23 protein-coding genes and 1 tRNA gene are annotated in these 25689 nt (G+C 63.3%); 9 read left to right on the plus strand and 15 right to left on the minus strand.

Translation table 11 applies throughout. From position 1 onward, the window contains the following. The first annotated feature begins 7 nt into the window (after positions 1-7). From ACE3PP_RS18495 to ACE3PP_RS18505, 3 genes are all read left to right on the plus strand, one after another. Positions 8-559 (plus strand): hypothetical protein, encoded by a 552-nt coding sequence (locus ACE3PP_RS18495; RefSeq protein WP_374384748.1) that lies wholly within the window; start codon positions 8-10, stop codon positions 557-559. Between the two features lie 62 nt (positions 560-621). Further along, complete coding sequence (gene gluQRS / locus ACE3PP_RS18500; RefSeq protein WP_374384749.1) at positions 622-1452, plus strand: tRNA glutamyl-Q(34) synthetase GluQRS; 831 nt, start codon at positions 622-624, stop codon at positions 1450-1452. A 54-nt stretch (positions 1453-1506) separates the two neighbouring features. Beyond that, positions 1507-2187: a TerC family protein gene (locus ACE3PP_RS18505; protein WP_374384750.1), complete on the plus strand. Its 681-nt coding sequence runs from the start codon at positions 1507-1509 to the stop codon at positions 2185-2187. Positions 2188-2196: 9 nt separating this feature from the next. Here the strand turns inward: ACE3PP_RS18505 and ACE3PP_RS18510 are convergent, their stop codons facing one another. The 9 genes from ACE3PP_RS18510 to ACE3PP_RS18550 all read right to left on the minus strand — a co-directional run bounded on the left by ACE3PP_RS18510 (position 2197) and on the right by ACE3PP_RS18550 (position 11141). Then, on the minus strand, positions 2197-3048 hold the full coding sequence (locus ACE3PP_RS18510; protein ID WP_374384751.1) for a DUF4743 domain-containing protein: 852 nt from the start codon (positions 3046-3048) through the stop codon (positions 2197-2199). Then, complete coding sequence (locus tag ACE3PP_RS18515; protein WP_374384752.1) at positions 3045-3917, minus strand: DUF4743 domain-containing protein; 873 nt, start codon at positions 3915-3917, stop codon at positions 3045-3047. The genes ACE3PP_RS18510 and ACE3PP_RS18515 overlap by 4 nt, the downstream gene beginning before the upstream one ends. A gap of 6 nt (positions 3918-3923) precedes the next feature. Continuing rightward, positions 3924-5081, minus strand: coding sequence for an acetylornithine deacetylase (gene argE / locus ACE3PP_RS18520; protein ID WP_374384753.1), 1158 nt, complete (start codon positions 5079-5081; stop codon positions 3924-3926). Between the two features lie 15 nt (positions 5082-5096). Next, positions 5097-5687, minus strand: a complete 591-nt coding sequence (gene folE / locus ACE3PP_RS18525; protein ID WP_374384773.1) for a GTP cyclohydrolase I FolE — start codon at positions 5685-5687, stop codon at positions 5097-5099. A 96-nt stretch (positions 5688-5783) separates the two neighbouring features. Further along, positions 5784-6176 (minus strand): Co2+/Mg2+ efflux protein ApaG, encoded by a 393-nt coding sequence (apaG, locus tag ACE3PP_RS18530; protein ID WP_374384754.1) that lies wholly within the window; start codon positions 6174-6176, stop codon positions 5784-5786. A gap of 245 nt (positions 6177-6421) precedes the next feature. Next, positions 6422-7258 (minus strand): OmpA family protein, encoded by an 837-nt coding sequence (locus ACE3PP_RS18535; RefSeq protein ID WP_374384755.1) that lies wholly within the window; start codon positions 7256-7258, stop codon positions 6422-6424. 266 nt (positions 7259-7524) lie between these two features. Next, positions 7525-8199: an ATP-binding cassette domain-containing protein gene (locus ACE3PP_RS18540; protein ID WP_374384756.1), complete on the minus strand. Its 675-nt coding sequence runs from the start codon at positions 8197-8199 to the stop codon at positions 7525-7527. Then, a complete protein-coding gene (locus tag ACE3PP_RS18545; RefSeq protein WP_374384757.1) occupies positions 8196-9851 on the minus strand; it encodes an ABC transporter permease in 1656 nt (551 codons plus the stop codon). The genes ACE3PP_RS18540 and ACE3PP_RS18545 overlap by 4 nt, the downstream gene beginning before the upstream one ends. 57 nt (positions 9852-9908) lie before the next feature. Next, positions 9909-11141 carry an ABC transporter substrate-binding protein gene (locus ACE3PP_RS18550; protein ID WP_374384758.1) on the minus strand — a complete coding sequence of 411 codons (1233 nt, stop codon included), beginning with the start codon at positions 11139-11141 and terminating at the stop codon, positions 9909-9911. 135 nt (positions 11142-11276) lie between these two features. On the opposite strand from ACE3PP_RS18550, the gene ACE3PP_RS18555 reads away from it, so the two are divergent. Continuing rightward, positions 11277-11350 (plus strand) — tRNA-Gly (locus tag ACE3PP_RS18555). 48 nt (positions 11351-11398) lie between these two features. Here ACE3PP_RS18555 and ACE3PP_RS18560 read toward each other — a convergent pair. Further along, complete coding sequence (locus tag ACE3PP_RS18560) at positions 11399-12355, minus strand: LysR family transcriptional regulator (protein ID WP_374384760.1); 957 nt, start codon at positions 12353-12355, stop codon at positions 11399-11401. A 199-nt stretch (positions 12356-12554) separates the two neighbouring features. Continuing rightward, positions 12555-13721 carry an extracellular solute-binding protein gene (locus tag ACE3PP_RS18565; protein ID WP_374384761.1) on the minus strand — a complete coding sequence of 389 codons (1167 nt, stop codon included), beginning with the start codon at positions 13719-13721 and terminating at the stop codon, positions 12555-12557. Positions 13722-14076: 355 nt separating this feature from the next. On the opposite strand from ACE3PP_RS18565, the gene ACE3PP_RS18570 reads away from it, so the two are divergent. From ACE3PP_RS18570 to ACE3PP_RS18585, 4 genes are all read left to right on the plus strand, one after another. Then, on the plus strand, positions 14077-14808 hold the full coding sequence (locus ACE3PP_RS18570) for an SDR family NAD(P)-dependent oxidoreductase (protein WP_374384762.1): 732 nt from the start codon (positions 14077-14079) through the stop codon (positions 14806-14808). Positions 14809-14938: 130 nt separating this feature from the next. Beyond that, the gene (locus ACE3PP_RS18575; protein WP_374384763.1) at positions 14939-16945 is read left to right on the plus strand and encodes an amidase; all 2007 of its coding nucleotides are present in this window, start codon (positions 14939-14941) and stop codon (positions 16943-16945) included. Positions 16946-17018: 73 nt separating this feature from the next. After that, the gene (locus ACE3PP_RS18580; protein ID WP_374384764.1) at positions 17019-17924 is read left to right on the plus strand and encodes a homocysteine S-methyltransferase family protein; all 906 of its coding nucleotides are present in this window, start codon (positions 17019-17021) and stop codon (positions 17922-17924) included. 249 nt (positions 17925-18173) lie between these two features. Then, entirely contained in the window at positions 18174-18476 is a 303-nt protein-coding gene (locus tag ACE3PP_RS18585) for a hypothetical protein (protein ID WP_374384765.1), read from the plus strand. On the opposite strand, the gene ACE3PP_RS18590 is transcribed toward ACE3PP_RS18585, so the two are convergent. From ACE3PP_RS18590 to ACE3PP_RS18605, 4 genes are all read right to left on the minus strand, one after another. Then, complete coding sequence (locus ACE3PP_RS18590) at positions 18458-20050, minus strand: amidohydrolase (RefSeq protein ID WP_374384766.1); 1593 nt, start codon at positions 20048-20050, stop codon at positions 18458-18460. The two genes, ACE3PP_RS18585 and ACE3PP_RS18590, sit on opposite strands and share 19 nt — an antisense overlap. 83 nt (positions 20051-20133) lie before the next feature. Beyond that, on the minus strand, positions 20134-20838 hold the full coding sequence (locus ACE3PP_RS18595; RefSeq protein WP_374384767.1) for an alpha/beta hydrolase: 705 nt from the start codon (positions 20836-20838) through the stop codon (positions 20134-20136). A gap of 75 nt (positions 20839-20913) precedes the next feature. Next, positions 20914-21654, minus strand: a complete 741-nt coding sequence (locus ACE3PP_RS18600; RefSeq protein WP_374384768.1) for a hypothetical protein — start codon at positions 21652-21654, stop codon at positions 20914-20916. After that, a complete protein-coding gene (locus ACE3PP_RS18605) occupies positions 21651-23453 on the minus strand; it encodes a M3 family oligoendopeptidase (RefSeq protein WP_374384769.1) in 1803 nt (600 codons plus the stop codon). Before ACE3PP_RS18605 ends, ACE3PP_RS18600 begins: the two co-directional genes overlap by 4 nt. A 98-nt stretch (positions 23454-23551) precedes the next feature. Here ACE3PP_RS18605 and ACE3PP_RS18610 point away from each other — a divergent pair, with 98 nt between their 5' ends. Further along, positions 23552-25339, plus strand: a complete 1788-nt coding sequence (locus tag ACE3PP_RS18610) for a long-chain fatty acid--CoA ligase (RefSeq protein WP_374384770.1) — start codon at positions 23552-23554, stop codon at positions 25337-25339. The last annotated feature ends 350 nt before the right edge of the window (positions 25340-25689 follow it).

Here is a 25689-nt window from a genome sequence, read left to right on the forward strand (position 1 = left end):
AGCCTAGATGTACAAAGATAACAGCCTCATTCCCTCCGAAGCGATCCGCCTCGCCGCCCTCGGCCTGTTGTGGCAGGGCGAGCGCAGCTATGCCGATCTGGCGCGGGAAATCCGCCATTTCGTCGGGCGCATCGTCGGCCCGTCCCTGGAACTGCTGGGACCGTCGCTGGAACTCTTCAAGATCGAGGGGCTGATCGAGGCCATCGATCCGAAACAGCCGGCGGATTCGCAGGTGATGCGGCTGACCGAGGACGGAAGGGCTGAGCTCCGCCGCCTGATGACGACCCGCCTGCGCGGCCCGATGGGCGAGGTCAACAAGCTGATCATCGCTTTCAAGATGCATTTTTTCGGCGCCCTCGCGCCCGACGACCAGCGCCAGCAGCTCGACCTCATGATCGAGGCCTGCGACAAGGAACTGGCCCGGCTCGGCGATTTGCGCGCCTACCCGCCCGTTTCCGCGGGCAATGGCCATCTTCCCTCGTGGCTGGACCTCGAAATTGCCGAGATCGGCGCCCGACGCGCTTGGTTTGAGAGCCTCAAACGCCAGATTCCAGGCTGAATCACTGATTTTTTGGTCTTAGCCAGTTGCAGGGGCACCCTTTCGGCACCAATTCCAGCCAGATGCAGCCCGTCACCCGCTTCGCGCCCAGCCCCACCGGATATCTTCACCTGGGCCACGCCTTCTCGGCGCTGGATGCCTGGTCGCGCGCCCGGAGCGCCGGGGGCCGCTTCCTGCTGCGGATCGAAGACATCGACCGGACCCGCTGTCGCCCGGAATTCGATACCGGCATCATCGAGGATCTGACCTGGCTCGGCCTCGACTGGGACGGGGAGGTCCGGCGCCAATCGGCCCATTTCGCGGATTATCAGGCAGCGATTGAGAAACTCCAGGCGCTGGGCGTCATCTACCCCTGCTTCTGCACCCGCAAGGACATCGCCGGTGCCCAATCGGCACCGCATGGCCCGGATGGGCCGCTCTATCCGGGGACCTGCCGCACACTCCCCGCCGACATTGCCGTCGCCCGGATGGCGACGGGCAGCCCCTATGCCCTGCGCCTCGACACGGGCCGAGCCACGGCGCTCGCCGGCAATCTCTCTTTCCGTGAAGAATCGCTGGGAACGGTCGCGGCTGCCCCGGAACAATTGGGCGATGTCGTGCTGGCGCGCCGCGAGATCCCCTGCAGCTATCATCTGTGCGTGACGGTCGACGATGCGCTGCAAGGCGTGACTTTGGTCACCCGGGCCATCGATTTGCTGCCGGCCACGCACATCCACCGCCTGCTGCAGGCCCTCCTCGGCCTGCCCACCCCGGACTACGCACATCACCCCCTGCTGACCGACGAGGCCGGCGCCAGATTGGCAAAACGGGCTGGCGCACCCACGTTGCGAAGCATTCGCGAGGCGGGTGGGACTGCTGAAAATACAAGGAAAATGGCCGGCTTTCCCCGCTAGCCGCCGGCCTCCACATCGCTTATAGAACTCCCACACCAACGATGCAGTGAGATCATGGACTTAACCTTCCTCGGCCCCGAGCTTGCCGCCTTCGCCCAGGTCATCCTGATCGATCTGGTTCTGGCCGGCGACAATGCCATCGTCGTTGGTCTGGCAGCGGCCGGACTGCCCTCGCAGCAGCGCAACAAGGTCATCCTGATCGGTATCGCTGCGGCGACGGTGCTGCGCATCTTGTTCGCCCTGGGCACGAGTTACCTGCTGGCCGTCATCGGCCTGACCTTCGCCGGCGGCATCCTGCTGCTGTGGGTCTGCTGGAAGTTCTGGCGCGAACTCGAGCATCAGCGGCGCGAGAACAAGCTGGCCAAGATGCGCCAAGGCGAGGCACTGAGTGCCGAAGAGACCAAGGAACTCGCGGAAGGGGAAACCGCCCTTCCCGGCACGGCGCCCGCCAAGACGATGATGCAGGCGACGATGCAGATCATCGTGGCCGACGTCTCCATGTCGCTCGACAATGTGCTTGCCGTCGCCGGTGCCGCTCACGAACATCCGCGCGTCCTGATTTTCGGCCTCATCCTGTCGGTGGCACTGATGGGCATCGCCGCTTCGTTCATCGCCAAGCTGCTGAAGCGGTTCCACTGGATCGCCTATATCGGTCTTGCCGTCATCTTCTACGTGGCGGCCGATATGATCTGGCGCGGGTGGGCCGAGCTTGAGCCGTTGATCAACGGGGCTTGATCAGCGAAGTCAGGGCTGGCGCGAGAGTGCCAGTGCGATCTCGCTATAGTCCGCTCGGTCCGGGGTCAGATAGGCATGCCGGATCAGGAAATCGATGATGACCAGGCCGACGTTGAACTTGAAATCGTCGGTCTCGGCGAGCAGCCGCTCGACTTCGTGCAGCGGCAACAGGCGGAAATCCGCAATCTCGCCATCATGGTTCTTCGGCACGAAATCGGCCGGCAATTCCAGATCGTAGACGAACAGCGTGTCGTCCCGCAGGCAACCGTCCAGTTCCATCCGATAGCGCAATGCGCCGCAGGGCCGCGCCCGGCGCGCCAGCTCCTTGGGGATCGACGCCTCCTCCGACGCTTCCTTCAGCAGATTGTCGAAGGGTTTGACGCCGGACGGCAGGCCGCCCGCCACGAGATGGTCGAGCTTCCCCGGTTCGATCGGGCGGTTGGCGGCGCGCTTGCCGACCCACAGCCAGATCTCCCCGTCACGGCGCACATAGCCGTTGAGATGGACGCCATAGGCTTTGACGCCGAACAGCGGCACACCGGCCCGTTCCAGATCGAACAGCGGCTCGGCCCCGTAATCGCTGGCGACGGTAAACAGTTCATCCCGCCAGCCCCGGATATAGCCTTCCTGCCGCAACTCGCGCATGACGGAATCGATGGCCGCCGTCCGATAGTCGAAACTGTCGAGATGTTCGGCGATGCTGACACTGCCTTTCTCGACACGGAACACGCTGGGAAAGCGGCGCAACTCTTGCGCCAGATCGTTGCGCATATGCCCGACCTGGCGGCCGCCGACCGCAAAGGGAAGGAAGCGCGACAGATTGTGACGGTGGCAATGGGCGATCCGCTGCAACAGGCTCATGCTGGGACTCGCTGGAACGGAATGGGGCGGCGCAGGCCGGCGATGAGCGGCAGGTAATCCGGTTCTTCAGGCCCGATGAAGCCGTGCCGAATGAGGAAATCGATCAACACGAGCGCGATATCATACATGAACTCGTCGGCAGACCGCAGGCGGTGCATGAGTTCCGAGACGGGAATCAGTTCGAAACCGGCCACCTCGCCGTCCTGATTGAGCGGGCGAAATGACACCGGCAGTTCCAGATCGAAGTTGAATTGCTGGCCGACGCGCAAGCCCTCGCCCGCTTCGATCAGCAAGGTGATCAAGCCGACCGGCTCGGCCCGCGCGGCAATCTCCGTCGGGATGCCCGCTTCCTCGTGGCATTCCTTGAGCAGGTTTTCGGCGGGCGACAGACCCAGTGGCTGGCCACCGCCGACAATGAGGTCGAGCATGTTGGGATCGACCGATTTCGTGGGCGCGCGGCGCGCAACCCACACCTTCATTTCCCAGCCGCGGCCGACAAAGCCATTGAGATTGACGCCGTAGGCGAGAACCCCGAAGAGCGGCGCCGCCGCGCGCTCCATGACGAGGAGCGGCGTTTCGCCGAAGGCTTGATTGACCGGATAGAGCTCGTCGCGCCAACCCGGCACGCGTCCCTCGGCGCGGAGCCGTGCCAATGTACGCGCCATCGCGGCACTGCGTGCTTCTGGCGTTACCAGATCGGGATGCATCGTCACGCGGTCAGCAGTGACGACGAAGGCGGCCGGATCTTTTGCCAGCGTCGCCGCGACTTCCGGCTTCACCCAGCCGACATGATGCCCTTCGACGATGAAGGGCAGATAGCGGGTGAGGTCAGGTGCCGCATAGCGACGATATTGGCGCAGGAAACTCATCGTCGGTCAGTTCGCTCTCACCCACTCGATCAAGCGGCGCAAGAAGGCATCGCCGGCCACGAGCTGTTCCTTGTCGATGAATTCGTCTGGCTGGTGTGCCTGGGCGATGAAGCCCGGACCGCAGACGATCGCCGACATGCCGGTCTGCTGAAACTGTCCCGCCTCGGTGGCGTAAGGGAGGCTCACCGTATCGTTGGCGCCAGTCAGATGCTTGAGCAGCGCCTCGGCAGCACCGTCATGCTCCTCGACCAGGGCCGGCGACGAAACGCGCGGTGTGATGACGATATCGGCCTCGGGCCGGATCGCACGCAGCTCGGGCAGACGGCGCTCGATGAAGGCCTGCAGCGGCTTCAGGATCTGATCCGGATGGCCGCCGGGGATGGCGCGGAAATCCCACAGGAATCGGCATTCGCGGGCGATGATGTTGACCGCCGTGCCACCTTCGACGCTGCCGATGTTGAACGAGGAATGCGGCGGATCGAAGCTGCGGTCGAAGGGGCCATGCTGCTGGATGCCGGCATAGATTCGCATCATCTCGTTCATCAGTTCGGCGGCCACGCCGATGGCATTGAGGCCGCGATGCGGCTGGCTGGAATGCCCGTCCTTGCCGGTGACCCGCGTCTCGAACGAATAGACGCCCTTGTGGCGCACGCCGAGCTTCATGCCGGTCGGCTCGCCGATGATGGCGATGCGCGGGCGCGGCAGATTCTCGCCGATGGCTTTGAGGAGATGCGGCGCACCGAGGCAGCCCAGTTCCTCGTCATAGGAAAAGGCAAAATGCAGCGGCGTCTTCAGCGGGCGCGCCACCATCTCCGGCACCAGGGCCAGGCACAGGGCAATGAAGCCCTTCATGTCGCTGGTGCCGCGACCGACGAAGCGCGTCTCGGTCTCGACCAGCTTGAAAGGGTCGCTGGTCCAGGGCTGACCATCGACGGGCACCACATCGGTATGGCCGGAAAGAACGATGCCGCCATCGCCCTTCGGCCCGATCGTCGCCCACAGATTGGCCTTCGGTTGGCCGTCCGGCGCCGGGACGATATCGACGGCAACGCCATGATCCCGCAGGTAGTCGCCGATCCAGTTGATGAGCGAAAGATTGGAGCGGGCGGAAACGGTGTCGAAGCCGATGAGCCGTTCGAGAATGCCGACGAAACTGCCGTTCATGAGGTGATCCGGATTTTAGGAGCTGGAGCCGATCGTTGCCGGCGGCAATCCGATGAAGGCCAGGAACTCGCGGCGCGTCGATGCGTCGTTGCGGAAGGCGCCCAGCATGCGGCTCGTCACCATCGAGGTGCCAGCCTTGTGCACGCCGCGCGTCGTCATGCATTGATGGCTGGCATCGATCACCACCGCGACACCGCGCGGCTGCAATTCGTCATTCAGCGTGTTGGCGATTTGCGCCGTGAGCTTTTCCTGAATCTGCAGGCGCTTGGCATAGCATTCCAGCAGGCGCGCGAGCTTTGAAATGCCTACGACGCGCTTGCGCGGCAGATAGGCGATGTGCGCGCGGCCGATGATCGGCGCCATGTGGTGTTCGCAATGGCTTTCGAAACGAATGTCCTTGAGGACGATCATCTCGTCATAGCCGTCCGTCTCGGAAAAGGTCCGCGACAGGATCTCGGTCGGATTCTGCGCATAACCGCTGAAGAATTCGCGATAGGATTTGGCGACCCGCCGCGGCGTGTCCAACAGCCCTTCGCGCGTCGGGTCGTCGCCCGCCCAGCGAATGAGGGTGCGCACGGCCTCCTCGGCCTCTTCCTGGGTCGGCATGCCGCCGGGATTGTTAGGTGAATTGCTGGGGGCCTTGGTCAAGGGCCGGGTCCTTTCGAAAGTCGGCGATCTCGGCGCGGCGCGGATCGGGCGCGCCTAGTTGAGACGCTTGGGCTGATAGGGGCTGTCGAGCGAGAAGGCCGGAATACCGATGTCGAACATCTCGCCGGTCTCGCTTTCCATTTCATAGGTGCCGACCATGATGCCCGACGGGGTCTTCAAGGGCGTACCGCTGGTATATTCATAGGCCTCGCCCGGGTGCAGCACCGGCTGCTCGCCGACGACGCCGGCGCCCCGCACCTCTTGCACGCGCCCCAGCGAATCGGTGATCCGCCAATAGCGGTTGCGCAATTGCACGGTGAGGTCGCCCTGGTTCTCGATCCGCACATGGTACTTCCAGACGAAATGCGCCTCGTCCGGCGCGGACTGATCGTCGAGATAGGTCGGTTCGACACGAACCAGAATGGAACGGGTGGTCTGCTGATACATGAACGATGCCTTGGCTTCATGGATTGAAGCTGTCGGGCGCAGTTTAGATCGGATCGCCGGCCAAATCCAACATCGGCAAGACCCTGTACAAATTAGGCTTTTGGCCTCCGCACCCTGTTACGCAGCCAGGCCAGATCAGGTCGCTTTGCCGGCATTCTTCGAACGCGCGGGAATATCTGCAAAAGAAAACGGCGCCGGGGATGCCCCGGCGCCGTTCCGCAAGACTTGCGGTCTTGAGGTCGCGATTACTGAACGATGATCTCGGCGCGGCGGTTAGCCTGCTCCTTGACACCGTCAGCGGTCGGGACCGCGTTCTCCGACTCACCCTTCCAGGCGGTCGTGATCGCTTCGGCCGGGACACCGGCGGCGATCAGAGCTTCACGCACTGCGTCGGCGCGGCGCTCCGAGAGCTTCTCGTTGTAGGCATCCGAACCCGAGCGGTCGGTATGGCCGGTCACCGAGATGGCCGTCGACTTGTTGGCCGCGAAGTCAGCAACGACCTGGTTGACCACGGCCTGGGCCGCGTCGTTGATGTTCGACTTGTCGAAGTCGAACAGCACCAGGTAGACGTTCGGCGCCGGAGCCGGAGCTTCGGCCGGAGCCGGAGCAGCTTCAAGCTCGGCGAGGGCCGCGAGGAGTTCGTCCTTGCAGGCGCTGATATGGTCGTACTGGAAGTTCTCTTCCTGCTGCTCGAGCCAGCAATCGAAGCGGGCCTGGGCGCGGGCGGCGAGAGCCGCCTTGTTGTCGCGAGCGCCGCCGTCGAGGGCAGCCAGCAGGCGGCCACGGACGTCGGTGATCTCGCCGAGCGAATCAGCCGGCAGGTCGCGGTTGGCCGGATCTTCCGGCTGGACAACTTCGCCACCGGCAGCAGCCAGGCCGCGGCGGGCGTAGTAGCCGGCATCACGCCAATCGAACATCTCGTCGGCTTCGAAAACGGCCAAGTCACGATATTCGGTGGTCAGGGCCTGGGTGAACGGCGTGCCGCCGCTCGCTTCGGTGGTGCGGATACGGTCGAGATCGGTCGAGCAGGCTGCCAGAAAACCGACTGCCCCCAAAACCGCCAGAAGTCGCAATGCTTTCATTTTTGTCTCCTCGCTCTTGTACAGCGCCGTCCCCAGGTTCCGATGCGTCGCCCTCAGACGCTTCGCAACATCCCCGACTTCGGCATATGCCTTAAAACTCGGCTGAGTCCCAAATCCGGTCCAAACGAATGAAAATCCCCCGGCGAAGCCAGTCCGAGTACTGACATCCGTGGCACTATAGGTAAACGTCCCAGCGATGTCAAAACTCCGAACATCTGAAATGGTTCCTCGGAACGTTCAATTTTTGTTGATTCTGGAGGCATTTCTCATACGCCGCGCTCGGCAGGTTTTGCCGCTGGCGGACCCTTGTCGAGGTGAATTGTTAACCCTCCGGCGGCGGCCGAATCAGCCGGATCGTGGCTGACCAGCAACACCGGCAGGTTGCGTTCGGCAGCTTTGGCAAAGACAAATCCCCGGAATCTTTCGCGCAGGGCGACATCGAGCTTTGCAAAGGGTTCGTCCAGTAGCAGGGCCTTGGGTTCCGCCAGCAGGGTGCGCATCAACGCGATCCGCGCGCGCTCGCCGCCGGAGAGCCCTGCCGGGTCGCGCGCGCCGTGGCCCGGCAGTTCCGCTTCCGCCAGCGCGGCCTGGATCAAACCCTCCTTCGCCGCCCGCCCCATCCCGCCCGGCAGGGCGAATGCCAGATTCTCGGCTACCGTGAGGTGGGGAAAGAGGAGATCGTCCTGGAACAGAATTCCTAACCGGCGCCGGTGGGGCGGCAGATCGGTGATGTCGTCGCCGTCCAGCAATATTCTGCCCCGCGCAGTGAGGCCGGGCGGCAGGCTGCCGACCATCCAGTTGAGCAAGGTCGATTTGCCGCTGCCGGATGGTCCCATCAGGGTCAGCGGCCACCCGGCCTTGACGGCGCAATCGATGGGCCCCAGGAGCGGCGCCTCGTGCAGATCGATCTCCACCCCGCTGATGCATAACTCCCGCGTCACCGGACCGCCCTCCATCTTGACCGCGCCGCCAGCAACCCCAGGGACAGGCAGAGGGCCGTGGCGACGGCCTGCAGCACGCCATAGATTCCGGCAAGGCGCCGGTCGCCGCCGCTTCCCAGTGTCACCGCCTCGGTCGCCAGCGTGGTGATGCGCCCTTCCCCACCCTGGAGTGTCGGCAGATAGAGCGACAGGGAAACCGCGCAGCCAATGGCGGCCGACCAGGCGAGAGCGCCCCGCAACATCGGCAATTTGATGCGCCAGAAAACGCGGGACGGCGCCGCCCCGAGTGTCAGCCCGATGCGCTCGAAACGCGGATCCAGCGCGCGCCAAGGTTCCTTCAGCGACAGGAAGACATAGGGAAAGACGAAAAGGAGTTGCAGCCACGCCACCGCCAGCCACGTGCCATTGAGACCGATCACTAGCAGCAGGACCTGCAGCCCGACGAGAAAGCTGATTTCCGGCACCAGCAACGGCAGATAGAGCCAGCGTTCCGCCGCGGCGACGATCTCCGGCGTCAGGCGCCGCTCATGTTCGAGACAAGCGACAGCCAGGGCAAGGGCTGCAACCGTGACGGCGGCGGCAAGAGCAAGGCTCGTGACGAGCGGCGTTCCGATCTCACCGAGCGCACGTTCCCAGAAGGCGAAACTGGCTTGTTGCGGCAGCAACGCCGGAAAGCGCCAGGCGAACGCCACCGACCAGACCGGCAAGGTGAGCAGAGAGAGGAAGCTCAACGCCAGGCACAGCCACACCCAGCCGCGCGCCAATGGACCCAGCACGAGAACGAGCATGGGCGGCAGATGTCGCCGGCCGTTGCAGATCCAGCCTCGCAGAAAAAGTGTCGCCAGCCGCTCCAGCGCCAGCCACAAAACCAGCGCACCGACGACGAGTGCCACTTGCAGCAAGCTGGCCGCCGCCGCCACGAAACGCTGATCAAGGTCGGGATCATTGTTCCAATGCAGGATAAGGATCGGGAGCGTCGGCGGCGTGGTCGGCCCGAGGAGCAGCGACATATCCACGACGGAATGACTGTAGGCAAGCACCGCCAATATCGGAAAACGTACCAGGGGATAAAGCTGCGGCAGGACGATCTTGATCCACGCCATCGGCGCCGAATAGCCCATCGCCCCGGCGACCGTCAGTTGCCGCTGCGGGGCGAGGTGGCTTTGCGCCGCCATCATCGCCAGGAACAGGAACGGCGTTTCCTTGAGATAGAGCCCCAGTGCCAGCAGCAGTCCCTGTTTCGCCGAAACAAATTCGGCGCCGGCAGAGATATCAAGTCCCGTGGCACCCACAATCAACCGCACCAGCCAGCCGGTGGGCGCCAGCAAGAACGCAAGCCCCAAGCCCAGTGCGGCGTGCGGGACAGCCATGAAGGCCACCGCCCAGCGCTGTTGCCGTGCGGTCGACGCAGCATCTCGTATGCTCGCGCGCGCCACCAGGAAGAACGCGGTGATCGATGCGCCCAGCGTGGCCGCAAAGCCGGCCAGCACGGTCTCGCCAACCGAGGACAGCAGTCGCGCATCGGCGAGCAGCGCGTGCAATGGCGCAAGCGTCGGCTTGGCGGCATTGAGGGCCGGCAGATAGCCGATCGCCATGAGGCCGACCAGCAGCAGGCCGATGGCGATGGACCCGACCAGCAGAACCAGCGCCATAAAGGGTGCCAGTTGCCCCCACGCGCCGCGCCTTATGAGGCTTCCCCTCACGATTCCTCAATGACCGTAGAGCTGTTGCCAACGCGCCTCGATCGCCACCATCCAACTGGGATGCGGCTCGGGCAGGATGGGGCCGAGCTCCTGCGGCGCCAAGGTGGCGACACCGCGCGGCAGTGTCTCGAAACGCTGGCGCGCTTCGGCCGGCAGCAATTTCATCTCGAGCACGGTCGGATCGCCCCACTGGGCGGGGTCCTCCTTGCGCAGCTGCGCCTCCGGCGACAGCAGGAAATCGGCGACGACCAGCGCCCCCGCTTTGGCATTGGCGTTGAAGGGGATCGCCACGAAATGCGTGTTGCCGATGCTGCCGCCGTCGAAGACGAAGCTGCGCACCGTCTCCGGCAGCAGGCCTTGGGCGATCGCCGACGAGGCATCGCCCGGATTGAAAGCCATCGAGATATCGACCGCACCGTCATTGAGCAGTTGGCGCAAGGCGGCACTGCCCGCGGGGTAGCTCTCGCCGCCGCGCCACAGATGCGGTTTGATTGCCGCAAGATAGTCCCAGAGCGGCGCCGTCGCGGCCCCGAATTGCGCCGGATCGAGCGGGTGCCCGAACACCGCGCGATCAGTGGCGAGCGACAGCAACATTTGCTTCAAGAATGTGGAGCCGATGAAATCGGGCGGCGCCGGATAGGTGAAGCGACCCGGATGCGCGCGGGCAAAATCGAGAAGGGCTGTGGGGTTCGCGGGCGGCACCTGGAGCCGCGCCGTATCATAGAAGAAGACGAACTGCGCCATGCCCCAGGGCGATTCATAGCCATCCGTCGGCACGGTGAAATCCGACAGGATCGTCGGCTTGGTCAGCGGGTCGACATATTTCATGTTGGGCAGCAAATGCAGGATGGGACCGAAGAGAAGGTCCTGCTGCTTCATCGCGGCGAAATTTTCGCCATTGATCCAGATGAGATCGATGCCGCCGCCATCGATCTCTCCGGCGATCATCCCGGCGAGGACCCGCGTCACCGCCTCGGCCGTGTCGGCCAGTTTGACATGTTCCAACGTCACCCCGAACCGGCCGGCAACTTCCTTGCCCACCCAGCCGATGAAATCGTTGATGCGCGAATCGCCGCCCCAGGCATTGAAATAGACCGTCTGCCCGCGCGCGGCCGCCAGGGCGGCCTCGAAGCTCTCCGGCGCGGCGTCGGCAAGGCTCGCCCGCCCCGGAAACACCGCCGCCAAGGCCAGGGCGGCTGCGCTTTCGACCAAGCGGCGCCGGGTCAGATTGATGCCCATAAGAACTCCCCTATTTGACCGTTCCAGCCACTATACGGGCGCATCTTGGCGATTGTTGCAGATTTCCGGGTGAATCCGGCCCGGCTTGAACAGTCCCAGCCGATCTTCTATATATCGGGCCACCGGCCGCGCGCCGCGGGTGTAGCTCAATGGTAGAGCAGAAGCTTCCCAAGCTTACGACGGGGGTTCGATTCCCCTCACCCGCTCCAATTTTCTCGTCGATCTTCTCAGTCACGGCAGCCTGCCGGCCGGCACACTTATCCGTCGGATGGCAGGAGCGCTATAGGCTGCCCGGCATCGGTCTTCGGCTGCGCCGCACGCGCGCAGATGGGGCGCGCTATTTCGCGCACGGCCTTGGGCAGCAAGCGGTCATTGTCCTTCCGCCAATGCAGGAAGTAATCGAGTTCCGGCATCATCAAATCGGGCTCGGTCGGCAGAATGCGCAATTCGCCCGTCGTGACGAGCCGTTCGACAAAAGGCCTTGCCAGCAGCGAGATACCCAAGCCGGCGACGGTCAGTGCGGCCACCGCTTCCGGGCTGTTGGAAGCAACGATTTCCTTGAACTTCAGACCGTTTGCCGTGGCCCAACTGTTCATGAGATTCGTCGAAGCCGCCCGCGCCGACATCGAAATCACCGGATAGCGCTGCAGCGCTTCGGCATTGATGGTCTTGATCAGCGGGAAAAGCTGCGGCGAGCAGACCCAGGACAGTTCGATCCGGGTCAGATATTCCGAGGTCAGGGCCGGATCGAGCGACGTGCCGGGTGCCAGCGCAAAATCCGTCTCGCCGCGCAGGACATCTTCGATGAGGTCCAGGGCATCGACCCGCGGCTCCAGCACGATATCGGGATAGAGGCGCCGCACGGTCCCGACGATTTCCTGCAATGACGTGATCGCCATCAATTGGGTGATGCCGAAACGGCAAACGCCGCGCAGAGCCTGCGCGCCACGCCCGGCAATCAGGATCTCGTCGCAGAGATTGAGCATCGCTGCCGCTTTCGAGATGATCCGCTCACCGACCTCCGTCACCCGGGCACGCGATCCGGAACGATCGAACAGAGGTGCGCCGATCTCGCTTTCAAGCTCCAGGATGCGTTTCGACAGCGCCGATTGGGTCATCGCCAATCTGTCGGCAGCGAGCGCAAAGGATCCCAGCGTCGCCGACCAGTACAGCGCTTCCAGCTGCTTCAGGGTGATGTTGGCGCGGTTGCCCATTCCGTCGTCTTCCGATGATGATCACGTCGCCCGAGACGACACAGGCGACAGAATGCTCCCGTCGCACGCGCGTATCTTCAGTTGCCAGTCCCGGCGGCGCAAGGGCTGTCTTGCCCTGAAGCCGATCCGCACGCTTTGGCCCAAAAGAATCAGCCCCGGGCAAACGACCCGGGGCTGACAATCTGCGTCTTCTGAACCGTCAGGCGGCTTTGAACTGATCGACGTACTGGCTGCGGATTTCGGAAAGCCAGGTGGGTTCGGCCGGCCAGTGCCAGACATTCTTCAGCGCATCGCCGGGATAGGCTTCCTGGAAGTTCTTCTTGAAAGCGTCCGAGGTCAGCGCGTCCGCACCGGTGACGACCGGGTTGTAGCCCGATCCTTCCGCCAGCTGCGCCGAGACTTCCGGCGTCATCAGATAGTTGATGAACTCGTAGGCCTGATCGAGATTCTTTGCGGCCTTGATCAAGCCAAGTCCGTCCAGCCAGACGATGGCACCTTCCTTCGGCGACGTGTAATTGACCGGCTTGCCTTCCTTCTTCAGCGACAGCGGCGGCCCGTCCCAGGTCTGGCCGATCCAGACATCGTTCTCCATCAGGCCGGTCTTCGTGTTGTCGGCCGAGTCCCAGAACTGCTTCACCCAGGATTTGTGCTCCATCGCGAAGGCCAGGATCGGGTCCCAGATCTTCTTGAACGACGCCTCATCCTTATAGGCATCGAGCATGCGGTTGGACGGCAACTTGCCGATCGCATCCCACCACAGGCCGATGCCCAGCAGGAAGGAATGACCGCGCCCCTGCGTGTGGCCCTTGACGTCATCCTGCCAGAGCGAGCCATAGCTGAGATTGGCAAGGTCGCCCTTGTAGATATCCGTCCGGTACGAAATCGCCTCCGACCCCCAGAGATGCGGCAGGTGATAGAGCCCGTCATCCCAGGTCCACAGGCTGGTCGAACTTTCCAGCATCGACGGCATCAGCGCCGACGCATTCTTCACGCGATTGAGATCGAATGGCGCCAGCACCTGGATTTCCTGGAACTGCGGCGCGCGGTTGCGCGTCGGCTGGCACAGGTCGAAACCCTCGCCGCCGGTCGCCTGCAACTTGTTGACCTGCTCATCATTCTGCGAAAAGGGCGTCTTGTTGACCAGAATGCCGGTCGCCTTCTCGAAATTCGGGATGACCGGATCCGGAAACTCGTCGGACCACATCAGCAGATTGAGATCGCCTGACGATGAAAACGCATTGCGCGAAATCATCGGTGCCGTCAGCCCAACGGCACCGATCGCCATCGCCGACCGCAGGAATGCGCGCCGCGACAGCAAGGCGGCGCGCATCGTCTGCTGCGCCGAACTGAGTGTTCCCTTTTTCATCTCCGATACCTTCCCTGAAACTGACTGAAAGCTTCCCAAACCCGCATTATCGATTGATGGCATTTGCGCTTGTGGCGGCACTGTCTGCGCATGGCTTGTCGCCTTGTTGCATCGGCGGGGATGTTATGTGCGTCGCAATCGCGGGCGTAGCGAATATTTTCGAAGGCGTTTGTGTCGTGAAATGATCGGCGCGCCCGCGCCACAACTTTTCCGCCACTCGTCCCACAAACTAAATTCGCTACGCCACCCCGGCACAGAACCTTAGGATCGCCGGCGCGCGGCAGATCATCATGTTTTGGAGACCCAGATGGGGTTTGAGCCACCTTCGGCTGGCAGAGTTGCCGGGAAAGTCGCCTTGATAACGGGTGCGGCGTCGGGAATCGGCCGGCAGATCGCCTTGCGCCTGTCGCAACAAGGTGCCGCCGTGATGCTCGCCGATATCCACGGTGCCGGCCTCAGGGAAACAGCTGCCATGCTGCCGGGCGAACATGACACGGTCGAATTTGACGTCCGGGACGAGGCCGGATGGCAGGCGGCCATTGCGCGCATCAGCGAACGCTTTGGCGCTTTCGATATCCTCGCCAATTGTGCCGGCGTCGCCCTTGTCGACGACGACATCCTGGCCTGCACGTCCCAGACCTGGGAGCAGACCATGGGCATCAACGTGACCGGCGTCTTTCTCGGCTGCCGTTATGGCCTCCCCGCCATGCGCCGTGGCGGCTCGATCATCAATCTGGGCTCGATGCGTTCGTTTGCCGGGGCGGCGGATCGTCTCGCCTATTCCACCAGCAAATCCGCACTTCTCGGCCTTACGCGTTCAGTGGCCCTCTATTGCGCGCAGGCCGGCAGCGACATTCGCGCCAATATCATCTGCCCGGGCGGCATCAACACGCAACTCGGCACCAGCCTGCTTGCGGCCGTACCGGACCGGGCCAAAGCGGAGGCGCGCGAAATTGCCGGCTACCCCATGAGGCGCCTGGGCGAGCCCGACGAAGTCGCCTGGCTCGCGGTCTATCTGGCCAGCGATGAGTCACGTTTCATGACCGGTGCGTCGCTGGTGGTCGACGGCGGCTTTACAGCGCAATAGCGAAATACCATGCCGGCATGGCTCCCGGCATGAGCCACTTCACCAGTCGATCATCGAATTCTGGCCCTGTTCCCCCGTACCAAAGCCGATATATGAATGGGCTGTCGCTCAACGGGGAGAATTCGGGATCATGGTGTCGTCGTTCCATCTGATTGAGGCCGGCATCGCCGACATTCGCGCCGCCTTGGCGGCTGGCACGATCACCAGCGTCGAATTGGTTGCGGCCTATCTCAACCGCATCGCCCATTACGATCGGCAGGGGCTCCGGCTCAATGCGGTGCCGGTGTTCAATCCGCAGATGTTCGAAGATGCCCTGGCATCGGACAAGCGCCGCGCCGAGGGGCGGTTGCTGGGACCGCTCGATGGCATCCCCTACACCGCCAAGGACAGTTACAAGGCAAAAGGCCTCACCGTGGCCGCTGGCTCGCCCGCCTTCGAACGGCTGGTGGCGAATGAAGACGCCTTTACCATTGCGCGCCTGCGCGCGGCGGGTGCCGTCCTCATCGGCCTCACCAACATGCCGCCGATGGCAAATGGCGGCATGGAACGCGGCGTCTATGGCCGCGCAGAGAGCCCCTATAACGGCGCCTATCTGACGGCCGCCTTCTTTTCCGGCTCGTCGAACGGATCCGGTACGGCGACGGCGGCAAGCTTCGCTGCCTTCGGCCTCGGCGAAGAAACCTGGTCGTCGGGCCGGGCGCCGGCTTCGCTCAACGGACTTGTCGCCTACACGCCGTCCCGCGGAATCATCTCGATGCGCGGCAACTGGCCGCTGGTGCCGACGATGGATGTCGTCGTGCCGCACGCCCGAACCGTTGCAGACATGCTGGAAGTGCTTGATGTGATCGTCGCCGACGATCCGAACCCGCGCGGCGATTTCTGGCGCATGCAGCATTGGGTCAATCTGCCCGCCGCTTCGGCGCATCGCCCGGCGAGCTACGCCAAGCTGGCCGACGGTGCAACCCTCAAGGGCCGGCGTCTCGGCATCCCGCGCATGTACATCAATGGCGAGAGCGACCTGCCGGAACCGGTTGCCACCCGCGCCAGCGTCATCGACCTGTGGCGCAAAGCGAAGCGGGATCTCGAAGCCTTGGGCGCTGAGGTGGTCGAAGTCGATTTTCCGGCCGTCTCCAACTATGAACGCACCGGCATCGACGGCAGCGCCATGATCGCGCGCGGCATCGTGCCGGCGGGCTATCTCCAGGACGAACTTTGGGATCTCAGCATTTTCGCCTGGGACGATTTCCTCGCCGCCAATGCCGATCCGGCGCTCCATCGCCTGGAAGATGTCGACGGCAAGATGATCTTCCCGCTGCCCAAGGGCGCGCTGCCCGACCGCATGAAGCAGCGCAATTTCGACGTCGACCTTGCCGAATATCCGCGCCGCGCCAAGGCCGGCGTGCTGTCATTGGACCAGATCGCGACACTGCCGGACGGCCTGCGCGGATTGGAACAAGCCCGCAAGACGGATCTCGAAGATTGGCTCGACGCCCAGGGCCTTGATGCCATCGCCTTCCCGGCGGTGGCCGACGTGGCACCGGCCGATGCCGATATCAACCAGGCTTCATCCGATATCGCCTGGCGCAACGGAACCTGGGTCGCCAACGGCAATCTGGTGATCCGGCATCTCGGCATTCCCACCGTGACGGTGCCGATGGGGATCATGGCCGATACCGGCATGCCGGTCGGCCTCACCTTCGCCGGCAAGGCCTATGACGATCTCAACCTGCTGCGCTTGGCCTATGCGTTCGAGCAATCCGGCGCGAGGCGCATGGCGCCACCACGCACACCACCCCTCCCCAGCGATACGTTCGGCGAGCAACGCGGGAAATTCAGCGCTGGGTTTACAACACTTTCGTTGCAAGCGCGGCTCGAAGAAGAGACGGCGGACCAAGGCAGCATCGTCATCGACGGCGAGACCGATGCCGGAAAGATCGATCTCTATATCGATGGCGTGGCGGTCGCGCAGCAACGCACGGGACGGCAGTTTACCTGCCGCGCCGCTGTGGCGCTGGACAAATACCGCGTCCTCCACAGCGAATGGCGCAAGCCCTATGGCTCGATCGTGCTGGCCGTTGCCCACAAAGATGGCGCGTTGCCGGTGGCCTGTTACCGGGTGGTGGGCGGCATCGGCTAGCCCCCTTGTTGCACCCGGGCAGCGCTCATATTAGGTTCCGCTGCGATGGATTGATCCTCATGCAAGGGCGGAAATGATGGCTGGCGCACAAGTGATGCTTCTCGATGGCGGCATGGGCCGCGAACTCAATCGTATGGGGGCACCCTTCCGACAGCCGGAATGGTCGGCTCTCGCCTTGCTCGAAGGTCCGGACTTCGTCCGCCGCGCGCACCTTGCCTTCATCAATGCCGGCGCCGAGATCATCACCACCAATTCCTATGCCGTGGTGCCCTTTCATATCGGCGAGGAACGGTTCGCCGCGCGCGGCCAGGAACTGGCCGACCTCGCCGGTCGCATGGCGCGCCAAGCCGTCACCGAATCCGGCCGTAAGGTCCAGGTCGCGGGATCGCTGCCGCCGCTCTTCGGTTCCTACCGGCCCGACCTCTTCCAGCCGTCTGAGGCGCAGAAACTGCTGCGGCCGCTCGTTGCCGGCTTGACGCCCCATGTCGATCTGTGGCTCGCAGAAACGCAGTCCGCCATCGCCGAGGCGCGCGAGGTGAAGAAGGCCCTGGCCGGTGATACGCGGCCGCTCTGGTTCTCGTTCACGCTCCACGACGATCATCCGGACCCCGCCAATCCGCGCTTGCGCTCGGGCGAAAGCGTCGTTGAGGCCGCGCGCTTTGCGGCCGAGGCCGGCGCCGCGGCCCTCCTCTTCAACTGCAGCCAGCCGGAAGTGATGGGCAGCGCCATCGATGCCGCGCGCGCCGAGCTGAAGCGGCTCGGCGCCGACATCAAGGTCGGCTGCTACGCCAATGCCTTCCCGCCGCAGACCGAGGATGCCGAGGCGAACGGTTCCTTGAGCGACATCCGCGCCGATCTAGACCCCAAGGGCTATCTGGCCTTCGCCCGCGACTGGCAGAAGCGGGGGGCGGCGATCATCGGTGGGTGCTGCGGTATCGGGCCGGAGCATATCGCCGCCATCAAATCGACGCTCGCCTGAGCGCTGCATGAATGCGCGTTGCCCGCCTGAACAACAGGTCGGGCAACGCGATTTTTGGCGCAAACCCTTGCAATTCGCGCGAACCGGCACCAGATCCGGTTGATCGGGATCGCCGCCGGATCAATTCCGGCAATAGTCGATATCTTCTCAATCCATTGGGATCGATCGCATCCCTGTCCCATATCACCTCGCATGGCGCGGATAGCGCGCAGTGATTCCGAGATCGCCCCCGGCGGTCAGGAGGTGAGTATGAGTACCGAAGACAATTACCTGGAACGCACCAGATACCATCTGGGCATTGTGGACATGGCCGTGCTGCTGTCGATGGCGGTGATCGGCTATCTCGCCAGCGCGAAGCTGGGCGAGCCGGCACCGGCCTTTGCCGCACCCGCGACCTCGAACGACAGCCAAGTGCAGCAGATCTGCAGCGATGAAGAATTGCGCCAGATGCGCGGCACGATCGAGACCTGTTTCGTTCCGGCAACGCCGGACAAGCACGAGTTCAGGTCCGAGCGCAGCAGCGGCGGCGCCTATCACTCATCGTCGCGGTAGGGAATCGTCCATTCCTCGCCGCGCGCAGTGGTGACATATTCCGGCCAGCGATATTGGTGCGGCACCTTGAAATCCTTGGGCAACAGCGGCGCCATCCAATTGGCGCCGCCGACGCCACCACCGGTGCGTTCGACGAATTCGTCCTTGGCCGCCTTCAGCAGATCAGGCCTGGTGAAAAGATCGAGCAAGGTGGCACCGATCGTCTTGCCCGCGCATTGCACCATCGGATCGATTGTCGCGGCGATGCCGCCCAGCGCATTCGCCACCCAATCCGGATAGGTGTAACCCTGCGGCGCTGACAGCATCGGCCGGGCGATGATCAATCGTACCGTCGGGCAGTGCCACGTATAGTCGGGATAGTCGTCCGAGGTCAGATACTTCTGCCAGGACGGCATTTGCTTGCGCATCTCGCGCTCGCAATCCTGCGGTGAGATGAGGCTTTCCGTCGCGGGCAGGAACGGCTTCGCCATCGATTCGAGGCCCAGATTGCGCTGGATCTCCTGCGCCACGGCAATGGCGTCCGCGCCCCATTGCGGCGCGCCCACCAGGGCTAAATTGTCGTAGGTCGCCTGCGCCATGATGTGATTGGCAAGGCCCGGTCGGCTCTTCGCCACCCAGGTCTTCTTCCATTTGCAGAAGGTGGCTTTCGCCGCCGCCTCGGCATTGTTGTCCATTACATTGGAAATGATATCCGCCTGCTCGATCGAATCCGTGCGCAGCATGTAGTCGATTTGCGCGATCTGCGGCGTCAGATTGTCGGCGGTCGCCTGGCCGGCGCAGAGAATGGCTTCGTTGAAGCTCCACAAGCCGGTGAAAGGCAACATGGAGCGACGCAGGCTTTCATTCAGCGAATAGAAATGAATGAGCGCATCATTGGCACCGGGCGCCCGCGCCGCCAGATGATTCTGCGGGATCGGCGAATATTTGTCCGAGGCGATCCAATCCTGCGGCGCATCGCAGGTGAAGGTATAGATGTAATTGTAGCCGACGCCGCAATGCGTGTCCCAGATGGTTGTGTTGCACATGGGCAGCATGTAGGCCGGATGGAAACTGACCGCCGCATCGAGATCGTCGTAATAACCCTTGGCAGCATGGATGGGTTTCGAGGCGCGCACCTTCTCGGCCGGCTCACCGAACACCTTTAGCGTGCCGCCGATACCGAACTTTTGCATCGCCGCCTTGGTGGCGAGCGCACCGGCAAAGGCGCTCATGCCCAGCGCGGAATGCGGGTCGGTATGACCCGGCGCATATTTGGAGAGACCCTTGCGCGGCTCCTGCCTCGTGCTCGCCGCCTGGCAATTGCCGGGGACGGCATCATATTCGACATAGGTGGCGATCGTCGGGCCGACGCCGTTCTTCCACGTCGCCATGAAGGCGGTCGGCATGCCACCGGAACCGGCTTCGACCTCGAACCCTTCCGCGCGCAGCTTCTCGACATACCAGGCTGAGGATTTGTATTCGCGGAACGCCGGCTCAGCGAAATGCCAGATGGTCTGGTGCCAGTCCGACAATTCCTTGGCGTGGGATTCCACCCAATCGAGAATGAATTGCTTTTGTTCGTTGCCCGCACGCATTGGTTTCCCCTGAACCCGAGTCTGAAATCGGCGCGATGCTAACGCAGCGCGGCACGCGGGGCCATCGTCTATTGGATCAATCTTTATTGTGGCGGAAAGGCGGCGCGCAGGAACGCAAGAACATGATCCATATTCTTCTGGGCGCCCGCCGGATTCTTGTCGGCACGCAATGTCGAGGCACCGTGGATGCCCAGGTTTCCTGGCTTGTAATGCTCTTTCTTGGTGGAGGCCGCCGCATCGAAGATGCTCGTCACATCGCCTTCCTCACCAGCCCCTTCGGTCAAGTAGACCGGCACGGTCACTTTCGCGATCGCGTTGTGTACCGCGTGGCGGTCGCTGAGATATTCTCCGGGTGAGAAGGAAAGAACGCCTTGGATTTCATCCGGATGTTTGGCTGCCAGCAGGAAGACAAGGGCCGCGGAATAGCTTGAGCCCATCGCAATCACGGGGGCGCCGCCGGCTTCTTTCCTCGCCCAGGCGAGAGCTGCCTCCAGGTCACCCATCGCGACCTCATAGGTGCCCGACGCGCCCAGCGATGTGACCGTTTCGTTGACGCCGTAGAGGCTGCCGCCGGAACGCTGATCGATCGCCAGCACGGAATAGCCCGCTTGGACGAAGGCCGGCGCCAGGGGATCGTATTCCCCATGACTGGAACCGGCCTGGTGAAAGGCGAGGATCCACGGTGCTCCCGCTTTTGCGCGCCATGCCGCGCCATAAACGGTCACGCCGTCGGGGGCGGTGAGGCTGACGCGCTCCTCAGCCTCCGCCCGCGATTGAACGGGCGCCATGAGAGCCAACAGGAGACATGCAGCACTTAGAGATTTTCGCAGGAGCATTCGCATGCGTACCTCCGCCTCACGGTCCTATTTGCCGTAGAGATAAGTTGCCAACAGCACCCAGCGTCGCGCACTTGCCACCTTACCCGGTTTGGCCTGCAGCGGCGTCGTATAGTGCCAGAACGGCAGGCGATAGATGGTGAGAAAGCCGAGCCCGCTCACCTGCACCATCTCGGTGAAATGGCCCGCTTTCGCATAGACCAGATATTGGTGATCGACTTCCTTCGACGCCAGCGACAGATGGACGTCGACATAGCCCTTGGCCGCGCGGCTGTTCTCCGGATGGTGATCATTGTGCGGCCCGGCATAATCGCCGGGGCCATAACAAAGGATCTGCTGCCCGCTTTTCCGGTCGAGGCGCTGGCCGGCGATCTTCTCGGCGAAGGCCGCCAGGCTTTCCGATTTGAGGAGATCGACGAGGCCCAATTCGGCCGCGCGCAGATAGGCCTTTTCCTTCTTCTTTTCGAGATAGGCAGTGCTCACGCGCACGGTCTTTGGCAGCCATTCCTCGTAATCGTGCTTCATTTCCCAGATGGTTTCCGGCGGGATCGGATCGCTCATCGGTGTCAGCAGATCGCGCAAATCCGCCTCCAGCACGCGGCGGATGCCTTCCGCGCGCGATTTGACGACGAACCCGTCGGCGGCGAGAAAGCGCTGCCGTGGATTGGCGAGAAACCCGCAGAGATCCGACCGGCCGCCAAGCACCTTGCGGCCGGCCGGTGTCAGCAGATCTTCGAACTCAGTGGGAACGACGGCCTTTCGGCTCACATCGCCTCCAGCTGGTCGATGAAGCCCGAAACAACACCCAGGCCCTTCGACCAGAAGGCGGGATCCGCCGCATCGAGCCCGAACGGCGCCAGCAATTCCTTGTGCCGCTTGGTGCCGCCGGCCTTCAGCATGTCGAGATACTTCTCGGCAAAGCCCGCATTGGCCCCTTGGTAGACGGCATAGAGCGAATTCACCAGGCAGTCGCCAAAGGCATAGGCGTAGACATAGAAGGGCACGTGGATGAAATGCGGGATGTAGGACCAGAACGAGCCATAGGCACTGTCCTTGTCGAGCTTGATCCCCGGCCCCAGCGCCTCACGCTGAGTCTCAAGCCAGATTTCGGCCAGCCGTTCCGGCATCAATTCGCCCTGGCGGCGTTCGTCATGCACCACGGTCTCGAAATTGTGCATGGCGATCTGGCGCACGACCGTGTTGAGCATGTCCTCAACCTTGCCGGCCAGAAGGATCCGGCGCTTGGCGGGATCGGTTTCGCGGGCAAGAAGCGACTGGAAGGTCAGCATCTCGCCGAACACCGACGCCGTCTCGGCCAATGTGAGCGGCGTGTCGGCCAGCAAGGCGCCTTGCGGACCGGCAAGAACCTGATGGACGCCGTGGCCCAGTTCGTGTGCGAGCGTCATCACGTCCCGCGTGCGGCCATGATAGTTGAGGAGCAGATAAGGATGGGCCGACGGCACCGTCGGATGCGCAAAGGCACCCGGATCCTTGCCCGGCCGCGACGGCGCGTCGATCCAGTTCTTGTCAAAGAACTGGCGCCCCACGTCGGCCAGCGCCGGTGAGAAGGCATGATAGGCATCGAGCACGGTCTTCGTCGCCTCGGCCCAGGGAATCAGGCGATCATCGTCGCGCGGCAGCGGCGCGTTGCGATCCCAGAAATCGAGCGCCTCGACGCCCATCCATTTGGCCTTCAGCTTGTAATAGCGGTGGCTGAGCTTGGGATAGCTCTGCTTCACCGCCTTCACCAGCGCGTCGACGACTTCGTCTTCAACCTGGTTGGCGAGATTGCGCGACGAGACCGGGCGCTTGTACTGGCGCCACTTGTCCTCGATCTCCTTGTCCTTGGCGAGCGTGTTGGTCACCAGGGCAAAGATGCGCTGATTGTCCTTCAGGCCCTTGGCAAGACCCATCGCCGCCGATTTGCGCTTGGCGCCATCCTTGTCGGTAAGAAGGTTGAGCACTTCGTTGCTGGTGAGTTTCTCGCCGCCGACCTCGAAGCGCAGCTCGGCCATCGTCTCGTCGAACATGCGGTTCCAGGCCTGCCGGCCGGATATCGACTTTTCATGCAGCAGCCGCTCGGCCTCGTCCGACAGCTGGTGCGGGCGGAAGGCGCGCACGGCGTCGAGCCACGGCGCGTAGCGTTGCAGCGGCGCGTGTTGCAGCTGTTTCGCCAGGACGGCATCGTCGATCTTGTTGAGCTCCAGGGTGAAGAACAGAGTCTCGACCGAGATGAGATTGAGCCGTTCGGAAATGTTCTGCTGAAAGCGCGCCAGTTCCGGGTCGGTCATATTGCCGGCATAGGCGAGCTGCGCATAGGACCCGACGCGCCCGGCGAGATCCTGCATCTTCTCATAATCGAGCAAGGCTGCGACGAGTTCGGCCCCGCTCAGTGCCGCAAGCTTTCCCTCATAGCGGCGCTTAAATTCGCCGGATTGGGCGGCCAGGGATTGGAGGTCCCGTTCGATCGCCGGATCGGCGGTCGAGGCATAGAGGTCAGCGAGATTCCAGTTCGGCAAATGCCCCAATTCGGGCGGGGTCGCGGGTTTCGCGGGTGCAACACTCATCTTGTCACGCTCTTGAACTTGATTGCGTCATGGTCACCTTATATGGGGTTTCCAAGCGGGTCGCCAAGCACCCGCAAGGCCGGGGGAGCGGCCGAATCATGGATTACGATCGCATACCGAGCCTCACCCACCTCTTTTTCGACCAGGCCAACGCCCTGGCCGGGAAAAACCTCACTTATTGGCGCAGTAACGGCAGTTGGGTCCCCGCGACCTGGGCCGAAACGGCAGCCCAGATCCGCGCCCTGGCCACCTTTCTGATATCCCAGGGCGTCGCCCCCGGCGACCGTATCGGCCTGGTCGCCGAAAACCGGCCGGAATGGCTGATCGCCGATCTCGCCATCATGGCGGCGGGGGCCATCACCGTGCCGGCCTTTTCGACCAATACCAGCGAGGATCACCGGCATATCCTGACCCATAGTGGGGCGAAGGGCGTCATCCATTCCGGCGGCGCGATCGGCGCGCGCCTGATGCCGGCGGCGCTGCAGGCGCCCGAGCTTAAATTCACCATTGCCATCGACGCGCAGGACAAGACCGCCCAGATGCCTTTCCGGCAGATCGCCTGGCACGAGGCGGTCGGCACGGCGATTGACGAGACGGCGCTCGCCGAGCGGCTGCTGGCGCAGAAGCGCGGCGACACGTGCTGCATCATCTATACGTCGGGAACCGGCGGCACGCCCAAGGGCGTCATGCTCAGTCATGGTTCGATCCTCTGCAACATCAAGGGCGCCTACCGCCTGTTGCTCGATGTCGGCCTCGGCGACGATCGCTTCCTTTCCTTCCTGCCGCTTTCGCATTCCTATGAACATACGGCCGGCCAGTTCCTGCCCATCTCGATCGGTGCCGAGATCTGGTATGCCGAGAGCGTCGAGAAACTGGTCGACAACATGGCCGAGGCACGCCCGACCATCATGACCGCGGTGCCGCGCCTCTATGAGGCGATGCATACGAAGATCCTGCGCGGCCTGACCAAGGCACCGCCGTTGCGCCAGAAGCTGTTCTGGCTTGCCTACAGGCTTGGGCGCAAGGCCTACGAAAATCCGGGATCGCTCGGCCTCGGCGAAACGCTCCTCAACAAATTGTGCGACATACTGGTGCGCAAGAAGGTGCGCGGCCGTTTCGGCGGGCACCTCAAGGCGTTCGTCTCCGGCGGTGCCGCGCTCAATTACGAGATCGGCATCTTCTTCCTGGCGCTCGGCGTGCGCCTGCTGCAGGGCTATGGCCAGACCGAGGCTTCGCCCGTCATCAGCGCCAACATGCCGAGCAAGATCAAGATCGACACGGTCGGCCCGATCTTCGACGGCCTCACCGCCCGCATCGCCGAGGATGGCGAGATCCTGGTCAAGGGCGAGGCCGTGATGAACGGCTATTGGCGCGACCCGGATGCGAGCGCCAAGGCTGTTGTCGACGGCTGGCTGCATACCGGCGATATCGGCGAGTTCGACAGCGACGGCTATCTGAAGATCACCGACCGCAAAAAGGACATCATCGTTCTCTCCGGCGGCGACAATGTCTCGCCGGCCCGGGTCGAAGGTTTCCTGGTGCTGCAGACGGAGATCGCGCAGGCCATGGTGCATGGCGACAAGCATCCGCACCTCGTGGCACTGATCGTGCCGGACGAAGAGTTCGCGCGCGACTGGGCGGCGAAAAATGGCGGCGGCGACCTGGCGACGCTTGCCGACAATCCCGCTTTTCACAAGGCGCTCGGTCCGGTCATCGACCGCGTCAACAGCAGCCTTTCGCCGATCGAGAAGATTCGCCGCTATACGCTGCTGCCGGAAGGTTTCACCATCGACAACGGCATGCTGACGCCGAGCCTGAAGATCAAGCGGCACAAGATCCGCGATCGATGGGGCGCATCGATCGCGAAGATGTATGAGCGCGGGTAACGGGCGTCCTCCACCCGTCACTTGCGCCCCCCACCCCCGCACTCGGCTTGCGCCGACACCCCCACCCTGACCCTCCCCCTGAAGGGAGAGGGGACCAGAGCGAGTTCGCGGAAACGCGCGCGCGAACTCGGCACCAAAGCCCTCTCCCTTCAGGGGGAGGGTTGGGTGGGGGTGGGACTGAAAGCTCTCGCCAAATTCGTTCGATGATCCACGTCTCCCCATCCGGACCCGCTCGGGCAGCTATGGCAGCCGTGACGTTGCCGGCTGTGACGTGGATGGCTTCCTGCCATCCAGGAGGGGAACCCGGTCACCGCATCGGGTCCGGCGGGGGCTGGCTTAACCGCCGCAAC

This window comes from Dongia sp. (assembly GCF_041910485.1).
Classification (GTDB): domain Bacteria; phylum Pseudomonadota; class Alphaproteobacteria; order Dongiales; family Dongiaceae; genus Dongia.

Excerpts from the sequence above, each read along its gene's own strand:
- ACE3PP_RS18510 (WP_374384751.1), bottom strand. The coding sequence starts at position 3,048 with ATGAGCCTGTTGCAGCGGATCGCCCATTGCCACCGTCACAATCTGTCG.
- ACE3PP_RS18495 (WP_374384748.1), top strand. The coding sequence starts at position 8 with ATGTACAAAGATAACAGCCTCATTCCCTCCGAAGCGATCCGCCTCGCC.
- ACE3PP_RS18545 (WP_374384757.1), bottom strand. The coding sequence starts at position 9,851 with ATGGCGCTGGTTCTGCTGGTCGGGTCCATCGCCATCGGCCTGCTGCTG.
- ACE3PP_RS18550 (WP_374384758.1), bottom strand. The coding sequence starts at position 11,141 with ATGGGCATCAATCTGACCCGGCGCCGCTTGGTCGAAAGCGCAGCCGCC.
- ACE3PP_RS18560 (WP_374384760.1), bottom strand. The coding sequence starts at position 12,355 with ATGGGCAACCGCGCCAACATCACCCTGAAGCAGCTGGAAGCGCTGTAC.
- ACE3PP_RS18515 (WP_374384752.1), bottom strand. The coding sequence starts at position 3,917 with ATGAGTTTCCTGCGCCAATATCGTCGCTATGCGGCACCTGACCTCACC.
- ACE3PP_RS18565 (WP_374384761.1), bottom strand. The coding sequence starts at position 13,721 with ATGAAAAAGGGAACACTCAGTTCGGCGCAGCAGACGATGCGCGCCGCC.
- ACE3PP_RS18585 (WP_374384765.1), top strand. The coding sequence starts at position 18,174 with ATGAGTACCGAAGACAATTACCTGGAACGCACCAGATACCATCTGGGC.
- folE (WP_374384773.1), bottom strand. The coding sequence starts at position 5,687 with ATGCCGACCCAGGAAGAGGCCGAGGAGGCCGTGCGCACCCTCATTCGC.
- ACE3PP_RS18590 (WP_374384766.1), bottom strand. The coding sequence starts at position 20,050 with ATGCGTGCGGGCAACGAACAAAAGCAATTCATTCTCGATTGGGTGGAA.
- ACE3PP_RS18595 (WP_374384767.1), bottom strand. The coding sequence starts at position 20,838 with ATGGCGCCCGTTCAATCGCGGGCGGAGGCTGAGGAGCGCGTCAGCCTC.
- ACE3PP_RS18535 (WP_374384755.1), bottom strand. The coding sequence starts at position 7,258 with ATGAAAGCATTGCGACTTCTGGCGGTTTTGGGGGCAGTCGGTTTTCTG.
- apaG (WP_374384754.1), bottom strand. The coding sequence starts at position 6,176 with ATGTATCAGCAGACCACCCGTTCCATTCTGGTTCGTGTCGAACCGACC.
- argE (WP_374384753.1), bottom strand. The coding sequence starts at position 5,081 with ATGAACGGCAGTTTCGTCGGCATTCTCGAACGGCTCATCGGCTTCGAC.
- ACE3PP_RS18575 (WP_374384763.1), top strand. The coding sequence starts at position 14,939 with ATGGTGTCGTCGTTCCATCTGATTGAGGCCGGCATCGCCGACATTCGC.
- gluQRS (WP_374384749.1), top strand. The coding sequence starts at position 622 with ATGCAGCCCGTCACCCGCTTCGCGCCCAGCCCCACCGGATATCTTCAC.
- ACE3PP_RS18610 (WP_374384770.1), top strand. The coding sequence starts at position 23,552 with ATGGATTACGATCGCATACCGAGCCTCACCCACCTCTTTTTCGACCAG.
- ACE3PP_RS18505 (WP_374384750.1), top strand. The coding sequence starts at position 1,507 with ATGGACTTAACCTTCCTCGGCCCCGAGCTTGCCGCCTTCGCCCAGGTC.
- ACE3PP_RS18605 (WP_374384769.1), bottom strand. The coding sequence starts at position 23,453 with ATGAGTGTTGCACCCGCGAAACCCGCGACCCCGCCCGAATTGGGGCAT.
- ACE3PP_RS18580 (WP_374384764.1), top strand. The coding sequence starts at position 17,019 with ATGATGGCTGGCGCACAAGTGATGCTTCTCGATGGCGGCATGGGCCGC.